Annotated in this window: 20 protein-coding genes; 15 read left to right on the top strand and 5 right to left on the bottom strand. The window is 44.8% G+C overall.

Annotated features, from left to right (window positions below):
• The first annotated feature begins 114 nt into the window (after positions 1 to 114).
• From gstA to maoP, 5 genes are all read left to right on the top strand, one after another.
• Entirely contained in the window at positions 115 to 720 is a 606-nt protein-coding gene (gene gstA / locus IE104_RS00950) for a glutathione transferase GstA (protein WP_189415201.1), read from the top strand.
• Positions 717 to 1,793, top strand: coding sequence for an NAD(P)H-dependent flavin oxidoreductase (locus tag IE104_RS00945; protein ID WP_189415199.1), 1,077 nt, complete (start codon positions 717 to 719; stop codon positions 1,791 to 1,793). The genes gstA and IE104_RS00945 overlap by 4 nt, the downstream gene beginning before the upstream one ends.
• A gap of 13 nt (positions 1,794 to 1,806) precedes the next feature.
• Positions 1,807 to 2,079 (top strand): hypothetical protein, encoded by a 273-nt coding sequence (locus tag IE104_RS00940; RefSeq protein WP_189415197.1) that lies wholly within the window; start codon positions 1,807 to 1,809, stop codon positions 2,077 to 2,079.
• A gap of 71 nt (positions 2,080 to 2,150) precedes the next feature.
• Positions 2,151 to 2,414 carry a 30S ribosomal protein S20 gene (gene rpsT, locus IE104_RS00935; protein ID WP_189415196.1) on the top strand — a complete coding sequence of 88 codons (264 nt, stop codon included), beginning with the start codon at positions 2,151 to 2,153 and terminating at the stop codon, positions 2,412 to 2,414.
• Between the two features lie 255 nt (positions 2,415 to 2,669).
• On the top strand, positions 2,670 to 3,503 hold the full coding sequence (gene maoP / locus IE104_RS18945) for a DUF413 domain-containing protein (RefSeq protein WP_229837558.1): 834 nt from the start codon (positions 2,670 to 2,672) through the stop codon (positions 3,501 to 3,503).
• 72 nt (positions 3,504 to 3,575) lie between these two features.
• Here the strand turns inward: maoP and IE104_RS00925 are convergent, their stop codons facing one another.
• From IE104_RS00925 to gntR, 3 genes are all read right to left on the bottom strand, one after another.
• Entirely contained in the window at positions 3,576 to 5,933 is a 2,358-nt protein-coding gene (locus IE104_RS00925) for a GH36-type glycosyl hydrolase domain-containing protein (protein ID WP_189415194.1), read from the bottom strand.
• Positions 5,934 to 6,010: 77 nt separating this feature from the next.
• On the bottom strand, positions 6,011 to 7,378 hold the full coding sequence (locus tag IE104_RS00920; RefSeq protein ID WP_189415192.1) for an MFS transporter: 1,368 nt from the start codon (positions 7,376 to 7,378) through the stop codon (positions 6,011 to 6,013).
• 72 nt (positions 7,379 to 7,450) lie between these two features.
• Complete coding sequence (gene gntR, locus IE104_RS00915) at positions 7,451 to 8,482, bottom strand: HTH-type transcriptional regulator GntR (RefSeq protein WP_189415190.1); 1,032 nt, start codon at positions 8,480 to 8,482, stop codon at positions 7,451 to 7,453.
• A 152-nt stretch (positions 8,483 to 8,634) separates the two neighbouring features.
• Here gntR and IE104_RS00910 point away from each other — a divergent pair, with 152 nt between their 5' ends.
• The 6 genes from IE104_RS00910 (at position 8,635) to IE104_RS00885 (ending at position 15,799) form a co-directional block, all read left to right on the top strand.
• Positions 8,635 to 9,207 carry a gluconokinase gene (locus tag IE104_RS00910; RefSeq protein WP_189415187.1) on the top strand — a complete coding sequence of 191 codons (573 nt, stop codon included), beginning with the start codon at positions 8,635 to 8,637 and terminating at the stop codon, positions 9,205 to 9,207.
• Between the two features lie 121 nt (positions 9,208 to 9,328).
• A complete protein-coding gene (locus IE104_RS00905) occupies positions 9,329 to 9,619 on the top strand; it encodes a hypothetical protein (protein ID WP_189415185.1) in 291 nt (96 codons plus the stop codon).
• A gap of 77 nt (positions 9,620 to 9,696) precedes the next feature.
• Positions 9,697 to 10,689, top strand: a complete 993-nt coding sequence (locus IE104_RS00900) for a Gfo/Idh/MocA family protein (RefSeq protein ID WP_189415183.1) — start codon at positions 9,697 to 9,699, stop codon at positions 10,687 to 10,689.
• 62 nt (positions 10,690 to 10,751) lie between these two features.
• A complete protein-coding gene (locus tag IE104_RS00895; RefSeq protein WP_189415181.1) occupies positions 10,752 to 13,007 on the top strand; it encodes a DUF3857 domain-containing protein in 2,256 nt (751 codons plus the stop codon).
• A gap of 27 nt (positions 13,008 to 13,034) precedes the next feature.
• Complete coding sequence (locus IE104_RS00890; RefSeq protein WP_189415179.1) at positions 13,035 to 14,459, top strand: tetratricopeptide repeat protein; 1,425 nt, start codon at positions 13,035 to 13,037, stop codon at positions 14,457 to 14,459.
• A 47-nt stretch (positions 14,460 to 14,506) separates the two neighbouring features.
• On the top strand, positions 14,507 to 15,799 hold the full coding sequence (locus IE104_RS00885) for an NAD(P)/FAD-dependent oxidoreductase (protein WP_189415177.1): 1,293 nt from the start codon (positions 14,507 to 14,509) through the stop codon (positions 15,797 to 15,799).
• 72 nt (positions 15,800 to 15,871) lie between these two features.
• On the opposite strand, the gene IE104_RS00880 is transcribed toward IE104_RS00885, so the two are convergent.
• Together IE104_RS00880 and IE104_RS00875 are read right to left on the bottom strand one after the other, a co-directional pair.
• Positions 15,872 to 16,528, bottom strand: a complete 657-nt coding sequence (locus IE104_RS00880; RefSeq protein ID WP_189415175.1) for a DUF4867 family protein — start codon at positions 16,526 to 16,528, stop codon at positions 15,872 to 15,874.
• A gap of 27 nt (positions 16,529 to 16,555) precedes the next feature.
• Positions 16,556 to 17,317, bottom strand: a complete 762-nt coding sequence (locus IE104_RS00875; RefSeq protein ID WP_189415173.1) for an SDR family NAD(P)-dependent oxidoreductase — start codon at positions 17,315 to 17,317, stop codon at positions 16,556 to 16,558.
• 304 nt (positions 17,318 to 17,621) lie between these two features.
• Between IE104_RS00875 and IE104_RS00870 the strand changes: the two genes are divergently transcribed.
• From IE104_RS00870 to IE104_RS00855, 4 genes are all read left to right on the top strand, one after another.
• Positions 17,622 to 18,062, top strand: a complete 441-nt coding sequence (locus IE104_RS00870) for a CBS domain-containing protein (protein WP_189415171.1) — start codon at positions 17,622 to 17,624, stop codon at positions 18,060 to 18,062.
• A gap of 353 nt (positions 18,063 to 18,415) precedes the next feature.
• A complete protein-coding gene (locus IE104_RS00865; protein WP_189415169.1) occupies positions 18,416 to 18,739 on the top strand; it encodes a hypothetical protein in 324 nt (107 codons plus the stop codon).
• 154 nt (positions 18,740 to 18,893) lie between these two features.
• On the top strand, positions 18,894 to 19,475 hold the full coding sequence (locus IE104_RS00860; protein WP_189415167.1) for a hypothetical protein: 582 nt from the start codon (positions 18,894 to 18,896) through the stop codon (positions 19,473 to 19,475).
• Positions 19,476 to 19,615: 140 nt separating this feature from the next.
• The gene (locus IE104_RS00855; protein ID WP_189415165.1) at positions 19,616 to 20,344 is read left to right on the top strand and encodes a DUF4238 domain-containing protein; all 729 of its coding nucleotides are present in this window, start codon (positions 19,616 to 19,618) and stop codon (positions 20,342 to 20,344) included.
• The last annotated feature ends 90 nt before the right edge of the window (positions 20,345 to 20,434 follow it).

The raw sequence follows: 20,434 nt of genomic DNA, 5'->3' as shown, positions 1-20,434 counted from the left end.
TTGTTACTCCATAGAACATATAATTTGATTTTTTGAATATTTATTAACCATAAAGCAATAAATAGAATGAGTCCAGCATAAACAACCCAAGAACAAACCCAGAGGACTTTTACTATGAAACTTTATTTTTCTCCCGGCGCCTGCTCACTTGCCCCTCATATTGTGCTGCGTGAAGCGGGGCTCAACTTTGATCTTGAGCAGGTCAATTTGAATTCACACCGCACCCAGGGCGGAGCCGATTTTTATGCGATAAACCCCAAAGGTCAGGTTCCAACACTTGAACTGGAAGACGGCAGCCGACTGACCGAAGGGCCAATCATCGCGCAATTTATTGCGGATATGTCTGCGGAAGACTCTTTGCTGCCGGAATCCAAAATGACGCGTTATCGCGTCACTGAATGGCAAAACTACATAACGTCCGAATTACATAAATCTTTTACCCCACTCTTTAACGCGAAACTGGATGCCAGCGCCAAGGCTACGCTGCGCAGTGTTCTGCGTAAAAAGTACGAGTGGCTGGAAACTCAACTGGCTCAGCGGGATTATCTGACCGGTAATGAATTTACAATTGCAGACGCTTACCTGTTTACCGTCACCGGTTGGGCAGCACATGTAGATTTATCGCTAGCGGACTTACCTAACTTACAAGCTTATTTAACGAGAATTAAAAATCGCCCTGCAGTCAAGGCGGCCATGCAAGCGGAGGGGCTTTTATCATGAACACTTGGCGCACAACCCGCGTGAGCCAGCGACTGGGATTAGACGTGCCCATTATTCAGGGGCCGTTTGGCGGTGGCTTGTCGAGCGTGAATTTGGCGGCGTGCGTGTCCGAGGCAGGAGGCCTCGGCTCATTTGGTGTGCATCATTTAACGGCGCCAGACATCAGCAAAGTCGCAGCCGCCATACGTGCACAAACCCAAAAACCTTTCGCACTCAATTTATGGCTACCGTTTGACCAGAGCGACGCACAACCAAGCCCTGTGCAATACCAGGAGTACCTGCAACCTCTTCTGCCCTATTACACCGAGTTGGGGTTACCGGTACCAGAACAACCGCAACACTTCTCACCGGATTTTGATGAGCAGATGCATGCTGTATTGGAAGCTCGCCCCAAGGTATTCAGTTTCGTTTACGGTGTGCCTCCAACCTGGGTTATAGAGCAATGCAAATCCTTGGGGATTATGACGCTGGGTGCAGCAACTACGCCTGATGAAGCTCGCGCCTTAGAAGCAGGAGGCGTTGATATGGTGGTAGCTACTGGATTTGAAGCGGGTGGCCACCGGGTTTCCTTTTTGCGTAAACCAGAAGAGTCGCTGATGGGTACCTTTAGCCTGATCCCGCAAGTGGTTGATGCGGTCAGGATTCCTGTCGTAGCCGCGGGCGGTATTGCCGATGGCCGTGGCATAGCCGCCGCATTAACGCTTGGCGCAGATGCGGTACAAATCGGCACCGCTTTTTTAGCCTGTGTAGAGTCGGGCACCAGCCAATTGCATCGCAATAAAATTTTGAGCAATGAGGCTAAATACACCGGCCTAACCCGTGCATTTAGCGGGCGCCTTGCGCGCGGCATCCAAAACCGGTTTATGAACGACTTACGCGATAGCGCACTTGCACCCTATCCAATCCAGAATTGGCTCACGGGAAAGCTCAAACTTGCGGCAACCGAGCAAGCGCGCGCGGAACTCATGTCTTTATGGTGCGGCCAGTCTGCGCCCTTACTAAAACACACTGAAGCTCAGGTGTTATTAACAAGCCTGATCCAGCAAACAGACCAGATCTACCTAGGGAAGTAGACAGAAATAAGGGGTGGCGGCGGATTTTGGTATAGAACTGCCGCCGCCCTTTATCACAGAGGGAGCGAAAAGACGCAAGAATGAGCGACTTATCAAGGATGAGAGAATATGGGGACTCTGGAAAAGCACCATTCTGGAAAGCACCGTTTATGGCTATCTGCTTCAAAGCTTCTGCCTGCCCAAACGCCCTCTTTCGAACATAAAGATCGCAAACAAAACGATTGGCGTGGAGATGCTTTTTTGGGTTGACAGCCCGCCGAAAAACGGGATAATGTCGCGTCCTTGATTTCAGTCCCTAAAGGGGCGAATCTCAGTATTTTTTAGTTTCATTTTTAAGCTTTTTATAGGAGCACCACGGTGGCAAACTCACCCCAAGCCAAAAAACGCGCGCGTCAAAACGAAAAAGCTCGCAAGCATAACGGCAGCATGCGCTCAATGGGGCGTACCTACCTGAAGAAAGTAATCAGTGCAATTGAAGCTGGCGACAAAGCTGCTGCAACTGCTGCTTACACTGCTGCTGTTTCTGTTATCGACCGCATTGCTGACAAAGGCCTTATTCACAAGAATAAAGCTGCTCGTCACAAGAGCCGTTTGAACGCAAAAATCAAAGCCCTGGCTTAATAGCCTCTGCTTTCGCTGGAACACCAGCGGCCCAAAAACCGGCTTTTGCCGGTTTTTTTTCGCCTGTAAATCGCCCATCAAGCATCCGCCAAGTGAGACTTGTTCGCAAAGCCGTCATCAAGAGCAGCAAAGAGCAAAAAATCATCTATACACTGTCATAAAAACAGATTACATTCGCCGTACAATTTTGGCCGCGTTCACTTTTAACGGCTACCAATAACAAAGAGTGCACATACTAAGAACGGAGAAATCTCTATGCTGCCACGTGAACACTATCTAAAGCAGGCGTTTCTAGATTCCGTACACTTTCCTAACGGCTTTGAGAAAGGCGGCCTGTCGGATATACAGGCGCGGCTGGTACGCAAAAATGGCACACTCATCAACGCACTCGTTGCCGATGAAGTGTCTGACCCGACAACAGAAGACCTGCACATCCTCAAAGTAATTGCCAACCAGAGCTCTCCAAAAAATCCAGTCGAGCAAGCCTGGATCAAATATTTAAGCGTAGTAAAAAGCCTGGCAGCGACCATGCCGAAAGGGAAAGGGAAAACAAAAGCAGCCAAGCCTGCCGAAGAGCCAGCTCCTGAACCCGTCAAACCCGCCCCTAAGACCGAAAAAACTGCAAAGCCCGTAGAGAAGGCACCTGTTGCAGCCAAAGCCGCCACAAAAAAGGTAGAGCCAGCACCGGTTGAGGTTAAAGCCAAACCTGCCGCAAAAAAAGCTGAACCGGTAGCAGTAAAAGCACCCACAAAACCCGCCGCCAAAAAGGTAGAGCCGCCAAAGAAAGCGGTGACAACTAAAGCGGCACCAAAAAAAGCTGAAGTGAAGAAACCTGAAGCAAAAAAAACTGAAGTAAAAAAAGCAGAAGCCAAAAAGCCCGAAATTAAAAAACCAGCAGCAAAAAAAGTTGAACCCAAAAAGGCTGATGCAAAAAAAGAAACAAAGAAAGTAGAAGCTAAAAAAGCTGCACCCAAAAAAGCGGAGCCTAAAAAGGTAGAAGCAAAAAAAGTAGAAGTTAAAAAAGCTCCTGCTAAAAAAGCCGAACCTAAAGTTGCCGCAAAAAAGCCGGTCGCAAAGAAAACGAAATAATCTGGTATACACAGCAATAAAAAAGGCGCTCTATCCTGAGATATGAGCGCCTTTTTTATTTTCAGATATTGATTACAACGGCAAGACTACATCCACTTGGTAATTTTTGCCCGCCACTATGTTATCGATATGCGGTTGAGCTAACTTCACACCATCCAGCGTAACAGTAATTTCTGCCACATCGGCACGCTGAATATTCACATGGAAATTTGCGCCGCGGAATTCGCGCACTGCCTTGGCGTGCTGCCACTCTTTGGGAAATTGCGGATTAATTTGCAAACCGGTTGCATCGCCTTTCAACCCAAACAAGCCCTCCACCAAACAACGATATACCCAGGACACAGTACCTGTATTAAATAATTGGCTGGAACGACCCGCAGTACGCGGATATTGATGATAGGCACCGCGATAATAATTTGGGATAAACACCGGCAACTGACCACGCTGTAAATAATCTTGCTCGCTTGGTCCCGGAATCATTTGACGCAATAATTTATACGCACGATTACTTTCCGCAACAGTGTACAAACTGTAAATATAAAACACGGCAGCGTGATTATAAACCGAACCGTTTTCTGCTGAGCCCGGATGCTTTTGTGTAACACGACCAACATCATCGCGCATGGCAGTGTAAGCAGGTGCAAACATGGTGACACCATAAGGAGTTTCCAATTGCTGCTCAACAGCAGCTAACATTTTTTCGCGCTGACCTTCACTGGCAGCGCCACCCAAAATTGCCCAGCTTTGCGGATTTAAATAAATGCGACCTTCAGGATCTTTGCTGATACCAAAGACTACATCGTCATCAGTAATACCGCGCGCAAACCAATCACCATCCCACAAATATTTATTGACGGATTCATTCACGTCCTGCGCACCAGCGCGGAATTTTTTTGCAAATTCAGCTTGCGATTCATGCTCGCAAATATCTGCCCATAAATTCAATGCATAAGCTGTAGCAACCGACAACCAACCCGATACACCTTTGCCTTTGTAACCCACCATATTCATTGGGTCACACCAATCGCCCTGGGCAATAAAACTTAAACCACGATAATCGCGCGCGCTCAGTAACCAATCCATTGCACGGCTAATGCGCTCGAACACGCTAAAGGATTCATCGCCCTCCGCACTCTTAACCTGCTCATTCAAAATGGAATAATCATTAGTCTCATCCAGATAAGCTTTTAAGCAAACGGGCAACCATACGCAGTGATCTGTGTGGGGAATTTGGTTGATGTATTTAAGCTCTGCGCCTTCTGCCAACAAAATTCCGTCGGGCATAGCACCACTGGCTTCTTGCTGACTGAGCGCATGTAAAAATGCAGCGCGGGTAACCTGCGGCTTGATGTAACTCATGCCCATATTATCTTGCAGATAATTGCGCGTTTGCGGATCTGTTGTTAAACGGTTTACGTCACCATGATAGAAAACCTGACGCGGCAACCAATGGTTTACAAAATTATTAAGCTCTTTATCGGGCGTTTCAATTTGCAGACAGCCGCGACCAGCATTTACATAGGCCTCATATTCAGCCTTCGCATTTTCAAAACCATCTTTGCCTAAATATTTAGCGCGCAATTGAGCGATTTCGTTATGGTCAAACGCGGGTCCAAAAATAAATCGCAATTCGCGCGATTGCTCTTCACCCAAATGCAAACGATATTGCAAAACTGCTGCCGGTGTTTCGTAACGCGCATCACCTTTTGCCAACAACTCCTGCTGCAATGCTGAAGGATTATGCAGGCCACCCTCGCCTTCGAAAGTTTCTTGTTTAGCTTCCCAGGCGCTAGGCTCCTGATCGTGCAGGAAGAAAGTTTTGTCTTTGAAATTTTTATTTTTAAAGTAATCAGCCACTTTTTGATAGGGAGTTACGCAACTGGCAACTATGCCACCTAAATCTGCACGGTACTCTGCCGACTGATTCATCCATGACATAAAACCGATTGGAAAATAAGGATAAACACTTATCTTGCGTGCACCGCCAGAGATGTTTGTAACACGCAGACTCCACAGTTCTACGACATCATTCACCGGCAAGCTCACACTCATTTCTACGCGAATACCGAGATGCTCAATTGTCCAGGCCAGATCACTTTTACCAACGGAAAAATTAAATTTATCCAATTGCGCACGCACAGGCTCATAAGGAGCAGAAAAAAATTTGCCCGTTTCATCATCTTTAATGTAAAAGAATCGGCCTGGATGATGCGCATAATAGGGCTGCTCTGGCTGCATAAATGTTTTTGCTTCCAGATTAGGGGCGTAAGCATATTTTGCTGGTTCAGGCTGCATAAACTGCGCAACTGCGTAGCCGCGACAAGTCATCTGCATCATCATTTTTTGATTCCACAAAAAACCTGCAGCACGCGGCATTGCAGTAGGAGTTGTTAAATCAAAACGTTCGCCGTTGTGTGTGGGTTGTAACATGATGTCTACCTGATCCGTATCTTGATAAAGTTAAAAAAAAGCGCTGCCTAAAGCAGCGCTGAAATGCATATATAAATTTACACTTGGGTTTTTCTCGCCAACAAATCTTCCTGAATTTTTGTCATGGTGAGCTTATCTAATTTGTAAAATACCAAAGCGCCGACTGATAAAAACGCAAGGGCAGCAGGAATAAACGACATTAATAACACAATGCCTTTTAATGAGTCTGCGGTTTGCTCCTGATTAGCTTGATACCCTAACGCGGTAAACACTGCTGTGATAAACAAAGTGGCCAGCACCGAGCCCAGCTTTTGCGAAAACACACCTGCTGCAAATGTCATAGCTGTGGCGCGACGTCCACGCTTCCATTCATTGTAATCGGCAGTATCTGCCAACATTGAAAATGTCAGCGGCGGCTTCACACCCAAGGCAAAGCCAATAAGCACCTGAAGAATTACCATATAAATAATTCCATCTGGTGGAACAAAATAAAATGCTACGGAAAATATACCCGTGGCGAGCATGAGCAAAATTAGCAAGGCTTTCTTTTCAAAAAAACGCAAGAGGAAGGGAGCGGAGAAAGCACCGGCCACCGCCGACAACATAAAAATTGGTAGAAACTGCGCAGAAAAATCAGGCTTACCTACATAATATTTAAAATAATAAAGCGTTGTGCTTGTGCGCAGGGTTAGCAATATCATCACCATTAAATTCAACGTGAAAACAGCAATCCAAGGCACATTGGAAACCAGGTCTTTTATATCATCCATAATTTTTGGTTGGGTGGTCGCCACAGCTGCAACACGTTCACGCGTGTTCAAAAATGTCGTAATAAGAATAGTGGATGCCGCAACACCCCAAAACACCATCGCCAATTGCCACCCAAGCACGTCGTCGCCCTGGCCAAATAGCTTCACTAATTTCTGTGTTCCCCAGGTTACTAAAGCAGCTCCCAGATAGCCGCCCACAAAGCGCGCACTATTAATGGTATCCCGTTCTGCAGGATTCGCCGTTATCACACCCGATAAAGCGGAGTAAGGAATACTGACGAAGGTGTAGCAAGTGATCATCAACAGATAAGTACAAAATGCCCATATAGCTTTGCCCTGACCACCGAGGTCCGGGGTGGTGTACAAGAGCACACCGGAAAAACAAAGAGGTAAAGCGCCCCACAATAAAAATGGCCGATATTTTCCGTAGCGCGTTTGGGTTCGATCCGCAATTGCACCCAATCCAGCATCAGTAAAAGCATTGATGACTTTTACAATAATCATCATGGAGCCAGCAACAGCTGCGGTAATACCAAACACCTCGGTGTAGAAAAATAACAAAAAAGCGGAAATATTTGTCCAATAAAAATTGAAACCCGTGTCTCCCAAACCATAACAAATCCGCTCACGCCAACTGAGTTTGGCTAAACGATCATCGCTTGCAGTTGTATTCACTTAATTATTCTCCGCTATGGTTATTGTGTTGTCGGATTGCCTGGTACAACGCAACAATTGTTAGATTTGAAATCAGCGATTGGTAGAGGACTGACGTCGTTTAATTTGATATCCCATATCAACAACCTTGGGCTGATCCATTTTTCCGTTTAAACGATCAATGATCATCTCAGCGGCTTTTACACCCATTTCATATCGATTTACCTGAACACTTGTGAGCGAAGGATTTACAAAGCGCGATGCTTCGATATCGTTAAAACCACAAATGGCCAAATCGCCCGGGACATTAATATTCATACGCTGACTTTCAAATAAAGCGCCGAGAGCCAAGTCATCGTTCACACAAAAAACTGCATCGACGGTACCATCGGTTGATGCCAGTAAACTTTTAAATAATTCACCGCCCACTGCTATCGATGAGGGCTCAGGCGTAGTGACGATAAAATTTTTCCAGGACTTACCGGCATTTTCCAACGCCTTTTTAAAACCTAACATACGCTGTTGCGCACGTGGGTCCATGCGCGCGGCTATAAAACCAATGCGCTCGTAACCTTCTTCCATCAAATGTGTGACTACATCGTAGCCAGCTTGCCAGTGTGAAAAACCGATATTCATATCAAGCGGTTCATTCAACAATTCCATGATTTGCACCACAGGCACGCGGGATTTTTGCAGCAGGTTATGGCAGGTTCTAGTTTGATCACCGCCTGTGATAATCAATCCTTCAGGTGACTGACTTAACAGCGTGCGAATCATTTTTTCTTCTTCAAGAGGCGAGTAGTGAGTGTCCACCAACAGCACCTTGTAACCCGCTGTTCCCATAACATCGTAAACACCGCGCAGCACATCGGTAAAAACCACGTTGGATAACGAGGGAATAGAAACCCCAATTACTTTTGATTTGGATGAAGCCAGCGAACTCGCATACTGGTTCGGGATATATCCAAGCATGTCGATTGCCTTTTGCACTTGCTGGCGCAAAGCTTCAGACACCTTTTCAGGTTGATTTATAACTCTCGACACGGTGATTGCACTTACTCCTGCTGCGACGGCAACATCGATCAGCGTGAGCTTTTTATCAGAGCTTTGTTTAGCTACTTTCATTGTTTTTTTATCTCCATTAGAGATGACACGCCGCCAAAAGACAGCTATGGTTTCAACTTACCTTGCGCACCATAACACAAGACAAATGATTGCGCTATCATTTGACGATATGATACCATCACACAATTAATATGACTTATTGGCCAGCCTTAATGATTCCTCAAAATACCGTTTCCAACCCTAAAGCAACTACCAACCTCATCATTGTTATGGGCGTCTCCGGTAGCGGAAAGTCAACACTGGCAAAGGCTTTGGGCGATATCTACGGCTATGAATACCTTGATGGCGACGATTTTCATAGCGCTGAATCACGCGCACTTATGGCACAGGCCATTCCCCTCACCGATGAGCACAGAACCCCTTGGGTTGCTGCAATCAAACATCGGTTACAAAGCAACGATTCGCAGCACATTCACACTATCCTGGCGTTTTCAGGATTAAAAAAGAAACATCGCGATGAACTGCGGTCCGCAGGTTTGCGCACCATAGTGCTCTATTTAAATGGCAGCAAAGAAACCATTGGGGATCGCATTACCAGCCGTACGGGCCATTTTATGTCCCCCGCCCTGTTAGATAGCCAGTTTGCCGGAATGGAAAACCCGCTGGACGAACAGGATGTTCACTTGATTGATGTATGGCCACCTGTGGATCAAGTAATTGCCCATGCGCGCAATATTATCGATCAGCATTTAGTTACCCAGACGCATACAAGCTCGCAAGCCTAAAACTCTTTTAACGGGCTTGATTCTCTTATTGGCAAGCCCGTCACTTATCGCCACAATAAGCCCCATCCTGCTAATCAGCTGTTCACCAATATTCCGATTGGCATCACGAAAGGAGCTAATTATGTCGCACAAATTCAGCCTTACCCTTCTTGTTCCCATTTGCGCTGCGCTTTTACTGGCCTGTGCGGCAAAACCTGAAATGCGCAGCAGTTGCGCAAGCGAAAGTGACGCAGCCTGGAAGGAGTTATCCCTAGCCAAAGCAAAAGGTTTTGGCGGCACTGTGAGTTATGCAAAAGCCTTGAGCCTGTTAACCGCCGCACGCACCATGCAAGTTGCCGAAAATTTTGATGCTTGTTACAACAATGCCAAAGACGCGCGCGACTACATCGCAAACTCATATAAAGGGCAATAAGCCATAGATTCAAACGCGCGCGCTGAAACCAGCGCGCGGCATCCGTTCAATCTGCTCAATATCACAAAGAGATTCTTATGCAAAAGTTACGTTGGGGCGTGCTTAGCAGCGCTAAAATTGGCCGCACAAAAGTTATTCCTGCTATTCAAACCTCTCTGCTCGGCGAAGTTGTTGCAATAGCATCGCGCAGCCAGGAAAGTGCCGACAAAGTTGCGAAAGAATTGGGAATTAAACGCGCCCACGCCAGCTATGAAGCATTACTCGCGGACCCAGATGTTGATGCAATTTATAACCCGCTTCCCAATCATTTACATGTGCCTTGGTCAATTAAAGCAATTGAAGCTGGCAAGCACGTTCTCTGTGAAAAACCTTTAGGTTTAAACACCGCAGATGTAGAGCAACTCATTAAAGTTGCACAAGCACATCCACAGCTAAGTGTGATGGAAGCCTTTATGTATCGCTTCCATCCGCAGTGGCAAACGGCGAAAAAATTAGTGCGTGAAGGCCGCATAGGCCAGGTTCGCAGCATTCACTCTCACTTTGCTTACAACAATCGCGAACTCGATAACATTCGCAATAATGTCGATTGGGGCGGCGGTGCCTTAATGGACATTGGTTGCTATTGCATTTCGCTGTCGCGTTTTATTTACGATGCAGAACCATCGCGAGTGATTGGGCAAATAACACCTTTTGCAGGTTACGATGTGGATTGTTTTGTATCTGGCATTATGGAATTTGCGCAAGGCAACGCAACCTTTACCGCCACCACCAAAAGTGAAGGCGAACAATATGTTGAAATTCATGGCGAGCAAGGCAGCATTTTAATTCCACTACCTTTTAATCCGATTGCTGACACCATCACGCACATTGAATTAAAGCGCGATGGAGTCCGCGAACAAATCGTACAGCTTCCAAGCGACCATTATCGCAATATGGCCGATGCATTTGCCGAAAGTGTGAACCAAAAAAATTCGGTTCCAACTCCGCTTAATGATGCACTCGCTAACATGAAAATTATCGACGCAATTTTTGCGAGCGCTAAAGACGGTTGCTGGTTTTCGATTAAATAATTTCTATTAAAAAATTTCTGCCAACTAGTATCGCGTTTGAATTCAGGAAAATCTTTATCCCAATGACGAAGTCTATTGCCGTATTGTTTGCCCTAATAGTTGCAACTACATGCTTACAGGTTTCAGCCGAGGCGCCTCTGCCGAACCCTGTTAGCGCTACAACCGCAAAAAACGTGGTGAGAATTACACCGCCTTTGGCAAACCTGCTAAAACAATTTAAACATGATCCAAATGCAGAAGCGGAAATTATTTCCCGCAAGACCGAAATTACTATCGATGAAAATTTTCTAAGCCACTCGGTTTCTTATGTAGCCATTTATATCAACAGCGACGAAGCCGTACGCGATTACAGCCAAATCAGTATTAGCTTCAACAGCTTTTATGAAGATATAAATCTTGAATTTGCCAACGTGCGCACGCCGGAAGGTGATATGGATAGCATCAAACCCGATGCAACCCAGATTCAAAGCCCCAGCGACGAAAATTTTTACCAGGACCGGAAAGATTTATTATTTTCATTACCTAACGTGCGCAAAGGCTCGGTGATTGAGTTCCAATATAGGTACACCGACACAAAAAAAATTGTTCCCAACCAATGGTTCGACAGTTTTAGCATGAATTGGTGGGAAGGCCGCGCCGCAGGGCAAGGCTCTCGCTCAGACGCCATTAGCAATACTGAATTGAGCATCACCGCGCCCAAAAATGTGGTGTTGTTTAGCAATGATTTAAACAATATAGGTATTAATTATTCACGTCAGGAAAAAGGCAATCAACAAATACTCTCATGGAAAGGAAAAAATTTACCGAAAATCGTGTTGCAAGACAGCATGCCCCGTGATGACCGCCGCAGCACACAATTGCGCGCGAGCACCATGGGCTCTTGGCAAGACATTGCGAAATGGGCGAATCAATTAAGTGCGCCTCATGTAGTAACCGATGCAAATCTGGAAAAATTAATTGCCGACCTTAGCAAAAAAGCAACGACACCCGATGCAAAAGTAAAAGCGGTTTACCAAACATTGCAAGAAAAAGTTCGCTACGTATTTGCTCACGTTGGTCGTGGTGGTTATGAACCCCACAACGCGTTTGAAGTGCTGACCAATGGCTACGGCGATTGCAAAGACCAAACGATTCTCGCCGTCACTATGCTGCGCAAATTGGGCATAAAAGCCGATCCTGCATTGGTTATCACTCGTTCGCGCGGCATTCCCGACATGAAGATCACTAGCGTCAGTTTCGACCACATGATTGTGCATATTCCAGCACAAGCAGGGCTGGAAGAAATATGGATGGATACTAGCGGTGATAAAGGCTTGTTTCCCGGATTCTCCGTGGGGCTTGAAGGCCAACCGTCACTCATCGTTAACGACGCAACGGAAAACATAGTTACTATTCCTGCGCTCACTAACGACAAACACTTCGCACATTTGGATTTAGTGTTCGATAAGTTTGAAGGCAAAAACACTGAAGGCAGTTTCACCTTAAAACTGGGCGGTGAATTTGAGCAGCGCTTGCGTGGTATATGGCAATACTCGCGTGAACGCGACAAAAGTTTTCGTGAAATGGTTGGCCATATTTATTCCAGCGCCGAAGTCACCAAGGTTACCGCCAACAATGCAGACAGCTTGTGGCAAAGTTTTAATCTTAACGGCCAATACAAATTCAACAACGTGTGGAGCGGCCCGAAAGAGCCACTTACCTATGGATTTAATATCACGCAATTAATTAATCTTTTCACCGATTTCCGCGGCCTGGATAAGCCTAAAGATCGCATCCAGGAATATGAAGTTGACCCGGGCTTTACTATATCCACCCATATTGTGTTTGGCCGTCCCTCAGCTAACCACGTTGTTAATGTCGCCAGCCAAGGTCAAAATTTTGATAATGAATTTTTCTCTCTCTCACAAAAAGGCCGCGAAGAAAATGGCAATTACGTGGTCGACATAAAGTTAATTGTGAAAGCCACTCGCATTTCAGCGCAGGAATACGCACGTTATTACGAACAAATTCATCAGCTGCTCGAAGCTAGCGAATGGACACTGGTATATAGCTACGACAAAAACGCAGCAGATTTAGCTTCATTAAAAGAAGCCGCTGCAAAAACCGGCAAAGCAGAAAGTTTTATCGCTCTGGCCAAACTGCAAATAAAAAATGGTACTTATGACAAAGCCTTGGAGGCAGCCAAACAAGCAGTAAAGAGCGAGCCAAAAAATGCTGAGGCTTATTACGTGCTCGGTTTAGCGCAAGGCTACAACAATTTACTTTACGATTCTGAAAAGTCTTTTGCCAAAGCAGAAGAATTGGGCTTTGACCTTTAACGCGGATACTGAATTCCAGTGCACACCATGAAATATGTAGTTACGCTTGTCTTGTTAATGCTGCTTGCCAGTTGCACAACGCAAAAAAAAGCCGAACGTGTAGCGTCGGTATTAGTGCCTGTGAATGAGCATAAAATGTCTAGTCATTTTCAGGAATCGCGCAAACTTAACAACTCCGATACTGTCAGCCAGCTCATCCAAACCGCACAGCAAGACCCCAGCAATTCAGAGCCTCTCTATAGCTTGGGCTACCTGCACATGCAAAATGGCATACGCAGTAAAAACCCGCAGGAAATACAACTCGCCGAAACTTACTTAACGGAAGTTATTAAGCAGTTCCCCGGCAACAGTGCAGTATTAAAAGCTCTTTACAACATTCACTATGACAACATATTGCGCGGCCGCGACGAAACTGCATTTGAAAAAGCAAAAGTTGTTTTCATGCAGCTGCCTGAATCTTCGCACGCGGATATCAATCCGCCTTCATTGGCAAAATTTGGCGCGCTTATCGTACAACAAGAAAAAGATCGTCAGCCTAATCGCCAGGCACTACGTGAAGTTTTATTGGATGCCATTCACGAATCACCAACAACAGATATACCCTACATCCAACTCGCGCGACTTTATCGGGAAGATCGTTATTTTGCGTTGGCAATAGCCACATTGAAATCAGGTGCTGAAAATATTTCAAATTCGGCAGAGCTGTATCAAGCAATTGCAGATACCTACACCAAGCGCGCCGATGTTAATGGCTGCAGCTACGAGCACACTACCGATATTCGCAAGGCCGGCAAATACTATCAACTAGCCATGCCCTTGAACCCCGAGAACCAAGCGCTGCACTTTGCGTTATCCCAATCTTTTTTTGATCAAAACTTGAAGCAATTAGGCTTAAACGAAGCAAAGATCGCGCTTGATATTAAAGCATCCAAAGAGAGCATTAGCCTTAACGCACAAAACCTTTCCAGCCTCGGCTATCACAACGAGGCGCTTGCGCTGCTGCAACAAGCCGTTGGTCAAGGCTATAGCTTAAGCGATGTCGGATATCACGAAATTTACATGAACAAAGGTGACTGGAAAAATGCTGCCGCAGGATTTTCCAATTATGTTAAAAGCCGTGAAAAGTTTAGCGTGTACGATTTAATTAAAAGCGATTTAATTGCCCAACAAGCACAACTACAACCCTGGCCAATCAGCAAAAAGGTTTCCGTAAATACGCCTTGGGAACAAGCATTGTTTAACTACTGGGGTGCGCGTATGAGCGCAGATGATTTGAAAAAGCAGGCGCATACCAGTTGCGAAAAAACTGAATATTATTTTTATACGGGTTACAAAGATTTAATAGGTGGCAACAAAACCCTGGCAAACACGAAATTTACGGCTGCCATAAACCAAAACACCTACAGATTTATTGAGCGCCCTTTGGCGCGTTATTTTCTGGGAAATAATTAGCTCTAAACAACACTCCGTTTTCAAAACAATTGACTCAGGATTAGTGCATGAAAAAAATCGTGGTTGTGGGTGGCGGTGCCGGTGGACTGGAACTTGCCACAAAATTGGGTAACACTTTAGGAAAAAGCAAACGCGCACATGTCACGCTAGTTGATCGCAACACCTCCCATTTATGGAAACCTTTGCTGCATGAAATTGCGGTGGGCACTATGGACGAAGGTGTAGATGCGGTGAGTTACCGTGGCCACGCTATCAACAACCACTTTTATTTCCGCGTGGGTACATTGGCCGATATAGATCGCACCGCCAAGCAGATTGTGCTTGCGCCTATGTGCGACGATGACGGCGTAGAGTTCTTGCCGTCAACACGTATTGATTATGATTATCTGGTGCTCGCTATCGGATCAACATCAAACGATTTCAACACACCCGGCATAAAAGAAAACTGTATTTTTCTCGACAGCCCAACGCAAGCGCATAAATTCCGCAATAAGCTTCTCAATCAATTACTGCGTATTCAACGCCTGCCAAGCGCAGATAGCCAGGTGCGCATCGCGATTGTCGGCGGTGGCGCCACGGGTGTAGAACTGTCGGCAGAGTTGCATCACGCCGTGGCAGATATTCACAATTACGGATTCAACGAAGTTACAACATCCCAACTAAAAGTGACTTTAATTGAAGCTGGCCCGCGCATATTACCCGCACTACCGGAGCGCATTTCTGCATCAGCGCACGGCGAGCTTGTAAAAATAGATGTGGATGTAAAACTCAATACCATGATTACGTCGGCATCCAACGAAGGATTGCACACCAAAGATGGTGAATTGATTGCGGCAGACTTAATGGTGTGGGCGGCAGGAATAAAAGTACCGGATTTTATGGCTAAGATCGCCGGGCTAGAAACTAACCGCATCAACCAAATTCACGTCAATGAATTTTTACAAAGCACTCGTGACGAAACAATTTTTGCAATTGGCGATTGCGCGCAATTTATTTCAGCCGATGGCTCACGCGTGCCACCGCGCGCGCAATCTGCCCACCAAATGGCCAGCACTTGCTACCAAAATTTGCGCGCACTGTTAAATAATAAACCACTTAAAGCCTACAAATATACCGACCACGGCTCCCTGGTAAACCTTGCCAGTTATTCAACGGTTGGCAGCCTTATGGGTAATTTGGGTAAGGGCACTATGTTTATTGAAGGACGTTTAGCGCGGCTGGTTTATATTTCGCTTTATCGTATGCATCAAGTCGCTATTTATGGCTTTATCAAAACCGGATTGGTAATGCTGGCAGGAAGAATTAATCGCTGGTTGCGCCCACGATTAAAATTGCATTGAGTTAGTATTGTAAGCAGAGCGGGTTGCAGCAAGTAACCCGCGTTATTTAACCTTAATAATAAGCACCTATTATTACGAAACTAACAACCGCAAATTCTCCCCGACAATTCCCACATAGGCGCCACGCTCCACTTCTGATGAGGCATCTGCATGGGCAATTAGCCATTTATTTTTTGCAACTAGTAAATCATTTTTAGCAGGCTTTTTGTCGAGCGGAAAATTGGTATTTTTTGGAAGTATGACAATCATTTTAAATACATCGTCATTCACATTGCAGGGTGAGTAATGCAAGGTGGTGTCGTACATTTCAATCGCTTGCCCCTGCTTTACATAAAACGTTTGTACATCGGCGCTATTGAGCTGGCCGTCTTTAATATCTTGCAATTGCGCCAACATTACAACCCAATCGGTAATTGCGACATCCACCTCGTTGCCTTTATGCCACTCAAGTGCGTTAAGCGTTAAACAATGGCCGCCACCAAAACCAATTTGAATTGGCATTTCTCCATAAAGTTGTTGACTAAGCAGTGCGTGAATAGGTAAGTCCCGCGTGGCTTCAACCTCTGGAATGTATGTGTTGGTTGTAGTGGGCACTGGATAATCTTTCATTAAATCAATTAACTCACTGAAATCATATTCAGTAAGCACACGACCATAGCGAGAGAACTCAGGACTATCGACTGATTTAATATTCAATTTTGGATTTAATGCTTGCAGCTTTTCGATCATAAAATTTCTCCTTTATTAAAATATTAATTAAATAATTGTCCAGCCACCATCGGTTAATAGGAAAGCACCATTAACCATGTCCGATGAATCTGCTGCAAGAAATTGTACAGCCGTCGCTATATCTTCAATGCTACCGATACGACCGCGTGGAATATTTGCTAAAACGCCAGCACGAAATTCGGGATTATCCAAACGCTCTGCAGTGCCCGGTGTGTAAGTAAACGTTGGCCCGACTGCATTCACCGTAACACCCTGTTTTGACCACTCCAGCGCCAGGACTTTTGTTAATTGATTAATGCCGCCTTTGGAGCTGCAATAAATCGCTTCACCATCAATCGCGATGACTGCCGCTTGCGAACTAATATTTACAATGCGACCGTATTGTTTCGGCAACATATGGCGCGCAGCAGCTTGCGCACAAAAGAAAGTGCCTTTCATATTGAGCGACATCATTTCATCCCAATCGCTCTCGGTGATATCAATGGCAGGAATCGGCTTACCCATGCCGGCATTGTTGATCAGGATATCAATGCGCCCGAGCTCAGCCACAATACTGTCAAATACTCCTTGAATAGATGGCACATCGCGCACATCTAATGGATGACAAGAACATGCACCACCATTAGCCAATATCTCGGTCTGCAGTGCCTTAAGCTGCTCCAAATTACGCGCCAATGCCACAACATGCGCGCCCTGCTCCGCGAAATATGTTGCCAACCCTCGACCAATCCCACGGCTTGCACCGGTGATAACAATAACTTTGTCCTTCATATTGAAAGCTTGCGGCATGGGCTATTCCTCTTATTAGAAATTAAAATTTACAAATGCTTAGATGCGGAGATTGAAACTCAAATGCAGCTTAAATGCCGTGAGGTTTTACTTATGTTGACTGTTTTTAACAATTCAAAAGCGGTGCAAGAGGCAGATCTACCCGTGAACTACTAATAGCGAAACAATTGGGTACATCGGCTCCTTATGCACGAACAAATATTTGTAAAGCCCCGAAGCAGAATGTAATCTCATAGAAGATGTAATCGCGAAACGCTTTTGTCGACAATAAAAATGTGGATCACCCCGGGAATAGGACAACGCCATGAAAAAAGTAAAAGACATCCTCAGCGAAAAAATCAATGCCGAAACCCATAGCATCGCACCGAGCGCTACCGTGTGGGACGCTATCAAACTCATGACTGATAAAAGCGTCGGCGCCCTACTCGTCACAGAAAACGACAAGCTCGTTGGCATTATCAGTGAGCGCGACTACATGCGCAAAGTTGCACTTATGGGGCGCGCATCCCAAACCACTGATGTGCGCGACATCATGACCCCCAACCCACTCACAGTTGCACCCGATCAAACCACCGAAGTTTGCATGGAACTGATGACCGAAAAACGTATCCGCCATTTGCCGGTAGTTGAGAATGGCAAAATCCTCGCCATGCTTTCAATTAGGGATTTGTTGGAAAATATTATGGAAGAGCAAAAACATCTTATCTTGCAACTCGAACAGTATATTCGCGGTGAGACTTATTAGAGCCGCACACTCCCGCAGCATTCTTTTATTTTCTTTTGCCACTTAAAGCAGCAATAGCCGGAACACGTTATTGTTATTTTAAGTGGTAATGATCTCGCTGTATAACTCTAAAATTAATTGAGAGAATAGTTCAACCATTTGGTTGACTTAAAATTTATTTCAGCCCAATTAAATTATTATTTTGGGGTTATACGGTGAAGCCATAAATTACTTGGCTTACAAATCTGCGGGTTATATAGTTGGCGCTATCTAGTAAACTGTTAGCATCTCAGTACGAGTTATACGAAAAATATAGTTAAGCTAGAATTATTTGTATTTTTTTCTGAAAATTTAGTGAGCGAGTGAGAGAAAAAATGGAATTTCAACTGTATCGAAACAAGGGTGTACTATTGTTTAACTCCAGTAACGAAAAGATTCGCTACTGGGTAAGCATCCAAGCTGCGGCTCATGGTGGTGGGTCAATGTATGCTGAAATAAGTAAAGAGGATTTTGAAGATGTTTGGAGCGGAAAAAAAGACGTAATAGATCTTAACGGTCTTTTCAATCGAAACTATAACCGCCAAGCGGAACAGGCTATTGAGACCGCTTACTCGCTTGAGAGTATCATCTCTCTGCACATCCCAAATCTTGGTTCTAATGCGGATCCTGTTAAATCGGTAGTTTTAAAACAATGCTAACAAGTCGTTCCAGCACCGCACCGGCATTTCGTGCCTGCGCTGGACAGTTTTTAAGTCGTGGTTTTATGGTTTTTCTGCGCAAAAGTGTTCCATAAAACCAAAACTCAAAAGCTGCCGCTGAACTCGGCGTTATTTTATCTAAGGGAAAAAGCAAATGAAAACATCATTAAAAATTTTTATTATAATCGCAAATATTAATTTGCTATGTGCTTGCACAACCAGCGGATATAAAGCTAACCCAGACAGCAAAACAGCAAATTTACGTTTAGTGGCAATTCCGGGTAATAATAACGATGTTTTTATTAATCGAGGCGTTGATTGCATTGCGCCTAGACCTGCGCCTAGTGATGAAATGGCAATTTTAGGTATAAAGGCAAATCTAGTGGCTGATCGTCAAGCGGGCCGAATCATTGGTATGCCTCTTTATGATAGCGCGGTGCCGAAAAAGCAACAGACTGAGCTAAAAGTTGAGGCGAACAAGCCAATTGCATTTTCTTTTGCTGGTGTTGGAATATCCGGCATATCGCTTTATTCAATTGAGTATTCTTGGTGTATGAAAAAAATTGAATTCACGCCTGTAGAAAACGCAAACTATGAAGCTGTTTATGACATTGTTTCAACACCTAGAGGAAAGGACTGTTCTGCAAAACTGTATGAAATTAGAGAAGTTTCCGGTTCTTTTGTTAAAGAAGAAAGCAAAAATTACAAATTGATTGAAAATATGTGTAAAAAATAACAAGTCGCTCAAGCATCACCAACTTCGTTGGCTGGACAGTTTTTAAGTCGCAGCTTTGTGGTTTTGCTGCGCAAAAGTATTCCACAAAACCACAACTTAAAAGCTGCCGCTGAACTCGGCGCTAAGCCCTCGGAGAAATGGTGAGCAACGAACTGGTTAAAAATCAGCATGTACTACCAAGTAAATCAATTGAAAGATTTTGTAATGAAAAAGGTATGGTGCAAGCTCATCGAATTCAGGGTAATAATACATTTCCAGCTAATCCTCGGAACAAAATGTTTTGTGTTCATCGACTTTGGGATCAGCGTGCAGAGCAAGGTTATGGTAAGAAAATTGAGGATAATTATCAGTCCGTTGTCGAAAGAGTCTTAGCTTCTGGTTGCCGCGTTCTCTCAAGCAAAGATAATGAAATTATTTCTGAGTTTTATGCTCTTTGGTGCCTCCGCTCCTCAATCGAAAGTTATGATGAGTCTATGTCAGGAAATTTGGTTGGCGTTACTGGAAATACACTAACCGATGAGCAAAAATTAAATTTAGAATTAAAGCAAACTATCTACATAGAAGAAGGTGGTGTAGTCCCCATGCATTTTAAGCGTGGTATCACCATGCAAATGGCAATTGATTCCTTTATTTTGAGAAATCCGAACCTAAAGTGGTTCGTTGCACAAAGCAAATTGCTTGAGTTCATCGTTTCTGACAATCCAGAGGGTGAATTCATAATTCCATTTACACCAGCTCAGTGCTTTATTTGTTCATTTCATGTTCCAATTCTTAGTGTAGAGCAGGTGAGAAGAATAAATATGGGCGCAATTATGCGTAGCAAATTTTATTATTTTGCTAGAAAACTTAGTGTAACCTTATATGCTTAACAAGTCGTTGCAGCACCGCTCCGGCACTTCGTGCCTGCGCTAGACAGTTTTTAAGTCGCGGCTTTGTGGTTTTGCTGCGCAAAAATATTC

The organism is Cellvibrio zantedeschiae, from assembly GCF_014652535.1.
GTDB lineage: Bacteria > Pseudomonadota > Gammaproteobacteria > Pseudomonadales > Cellvibrionaceae > Cellvibrio > Cellvibrio zantedeschiae.
This window is presented reverse-complemented; position numbering and strand designations above follow the sequence as displayed.

Bases quoted from the DNA above. Each gene is read 5' to 3' on its own strand.
- gntR (WP_189415190.1), bottom strand. From the start codon at position 8,482: ATGAAAGTAGCTAAACAAAGCTCTGATAAAAAGCTCACGCTGATCGAT.
- gstA (WP_189415201.1), top strand. From the start codon at position 115: ATGAAACTTTATTTTTCTCCCGGCGCCTGCTCACTTGCCCCTCATATT.
- IE104_RS00890 (WP_189415179.1), top strand. From the start codon at position 13,035: ATGAAATATGTAGTTACGCTTGTCTTGTTAATGCTGCTTGCCAGTTGC.
- IE104_RS00900 (WP_189415183.1), top strand. From the start codon at position 9,697: ATGCAAAAGTTACGTTGGGGCGTGCTTAGCAGCGCTAAAATTGGCCGC.
- maoP (WP_229837558.1), top strand. From the start codon at position 2,670: ATGCTGCCACGTGAACACTATCTAAAGCAGGCGTTTCTAGATTCCGTA.
- IE104_RS00910 (WP_189415187.1), top strand. From the start codon at position 8,635: ATGATTCCTCAAAATACCGTTTCCAACCCTAAAGCAACTACCAACCTC.
- IE104_RS00865 (WP_189415169.1), top strand. From the start codon at position 18,416: ATGGAATTTCAACTGTATCGAAACAAGGGTGTACTATTGTTTAACTCC.
- IE104_RS00925 (WP_189415194.1), bottom strand. From the start codon at position 5,933: ATGTTACAACCCACACACAACGGCGAACGTTTTGATTTAACAACTCCT.
- IE104_RS00870 (WP_189415171.1), top strand. From the start codon at position 17,622: ATGAAAAAAGTAAAAGACATCCTCAGCGAAAAAATCAATGCCGAAACC.
- IE104_RS00945 (WP_189415199.1), top strand. From the start codon at position 717: ATGAACACTTGGCGCACAACCCGCGTGAGCCAGCGACTGGGATTAGAC.
- IE104_RS00895 (WP_189415181.1), top strand. From the start codon at position 10,752: ATGACGAAGTCTATTGCCGTATTGTTTGCCCTAATAGTTGCAACTACA.
- IE104_RS00875 (WP_189415173.1), bottom strand. From the start codon at position 17,317: ATGCCGCAAGCTTTCAATATGAAGGACAAAGTTATTGTTATCACCGGT.
- IE104_RS00885 (WP_189415177.1), top strand. From the start codon at position 14,507: ATGAAAAAAATCGTGGTTGTGGGTGGCGGTGCCGGTGGACTGGAACTT.
- IE104_RS00905 (WP_189415185.1), top strand. From the start codon at position 9,329: ATGTCGCACAAATTCAGCCTTACCCTTCTTGTTCCCATTTGCGCTGCG.
- IE104_RS00880 (WP_189415175.1), bottom strand. From the start codon at position 16,528: ATGATCGAAAAGCTGCAAGCATTAAATCCAAAATTGAATATTAAATCA.
- IE104_RS00860 (WP_189415167.1), top strand. From the start codon at position 18,894: ATGAAAACATCATTAAAAATTTTTATTATAATCGCAAATATTAATTTG.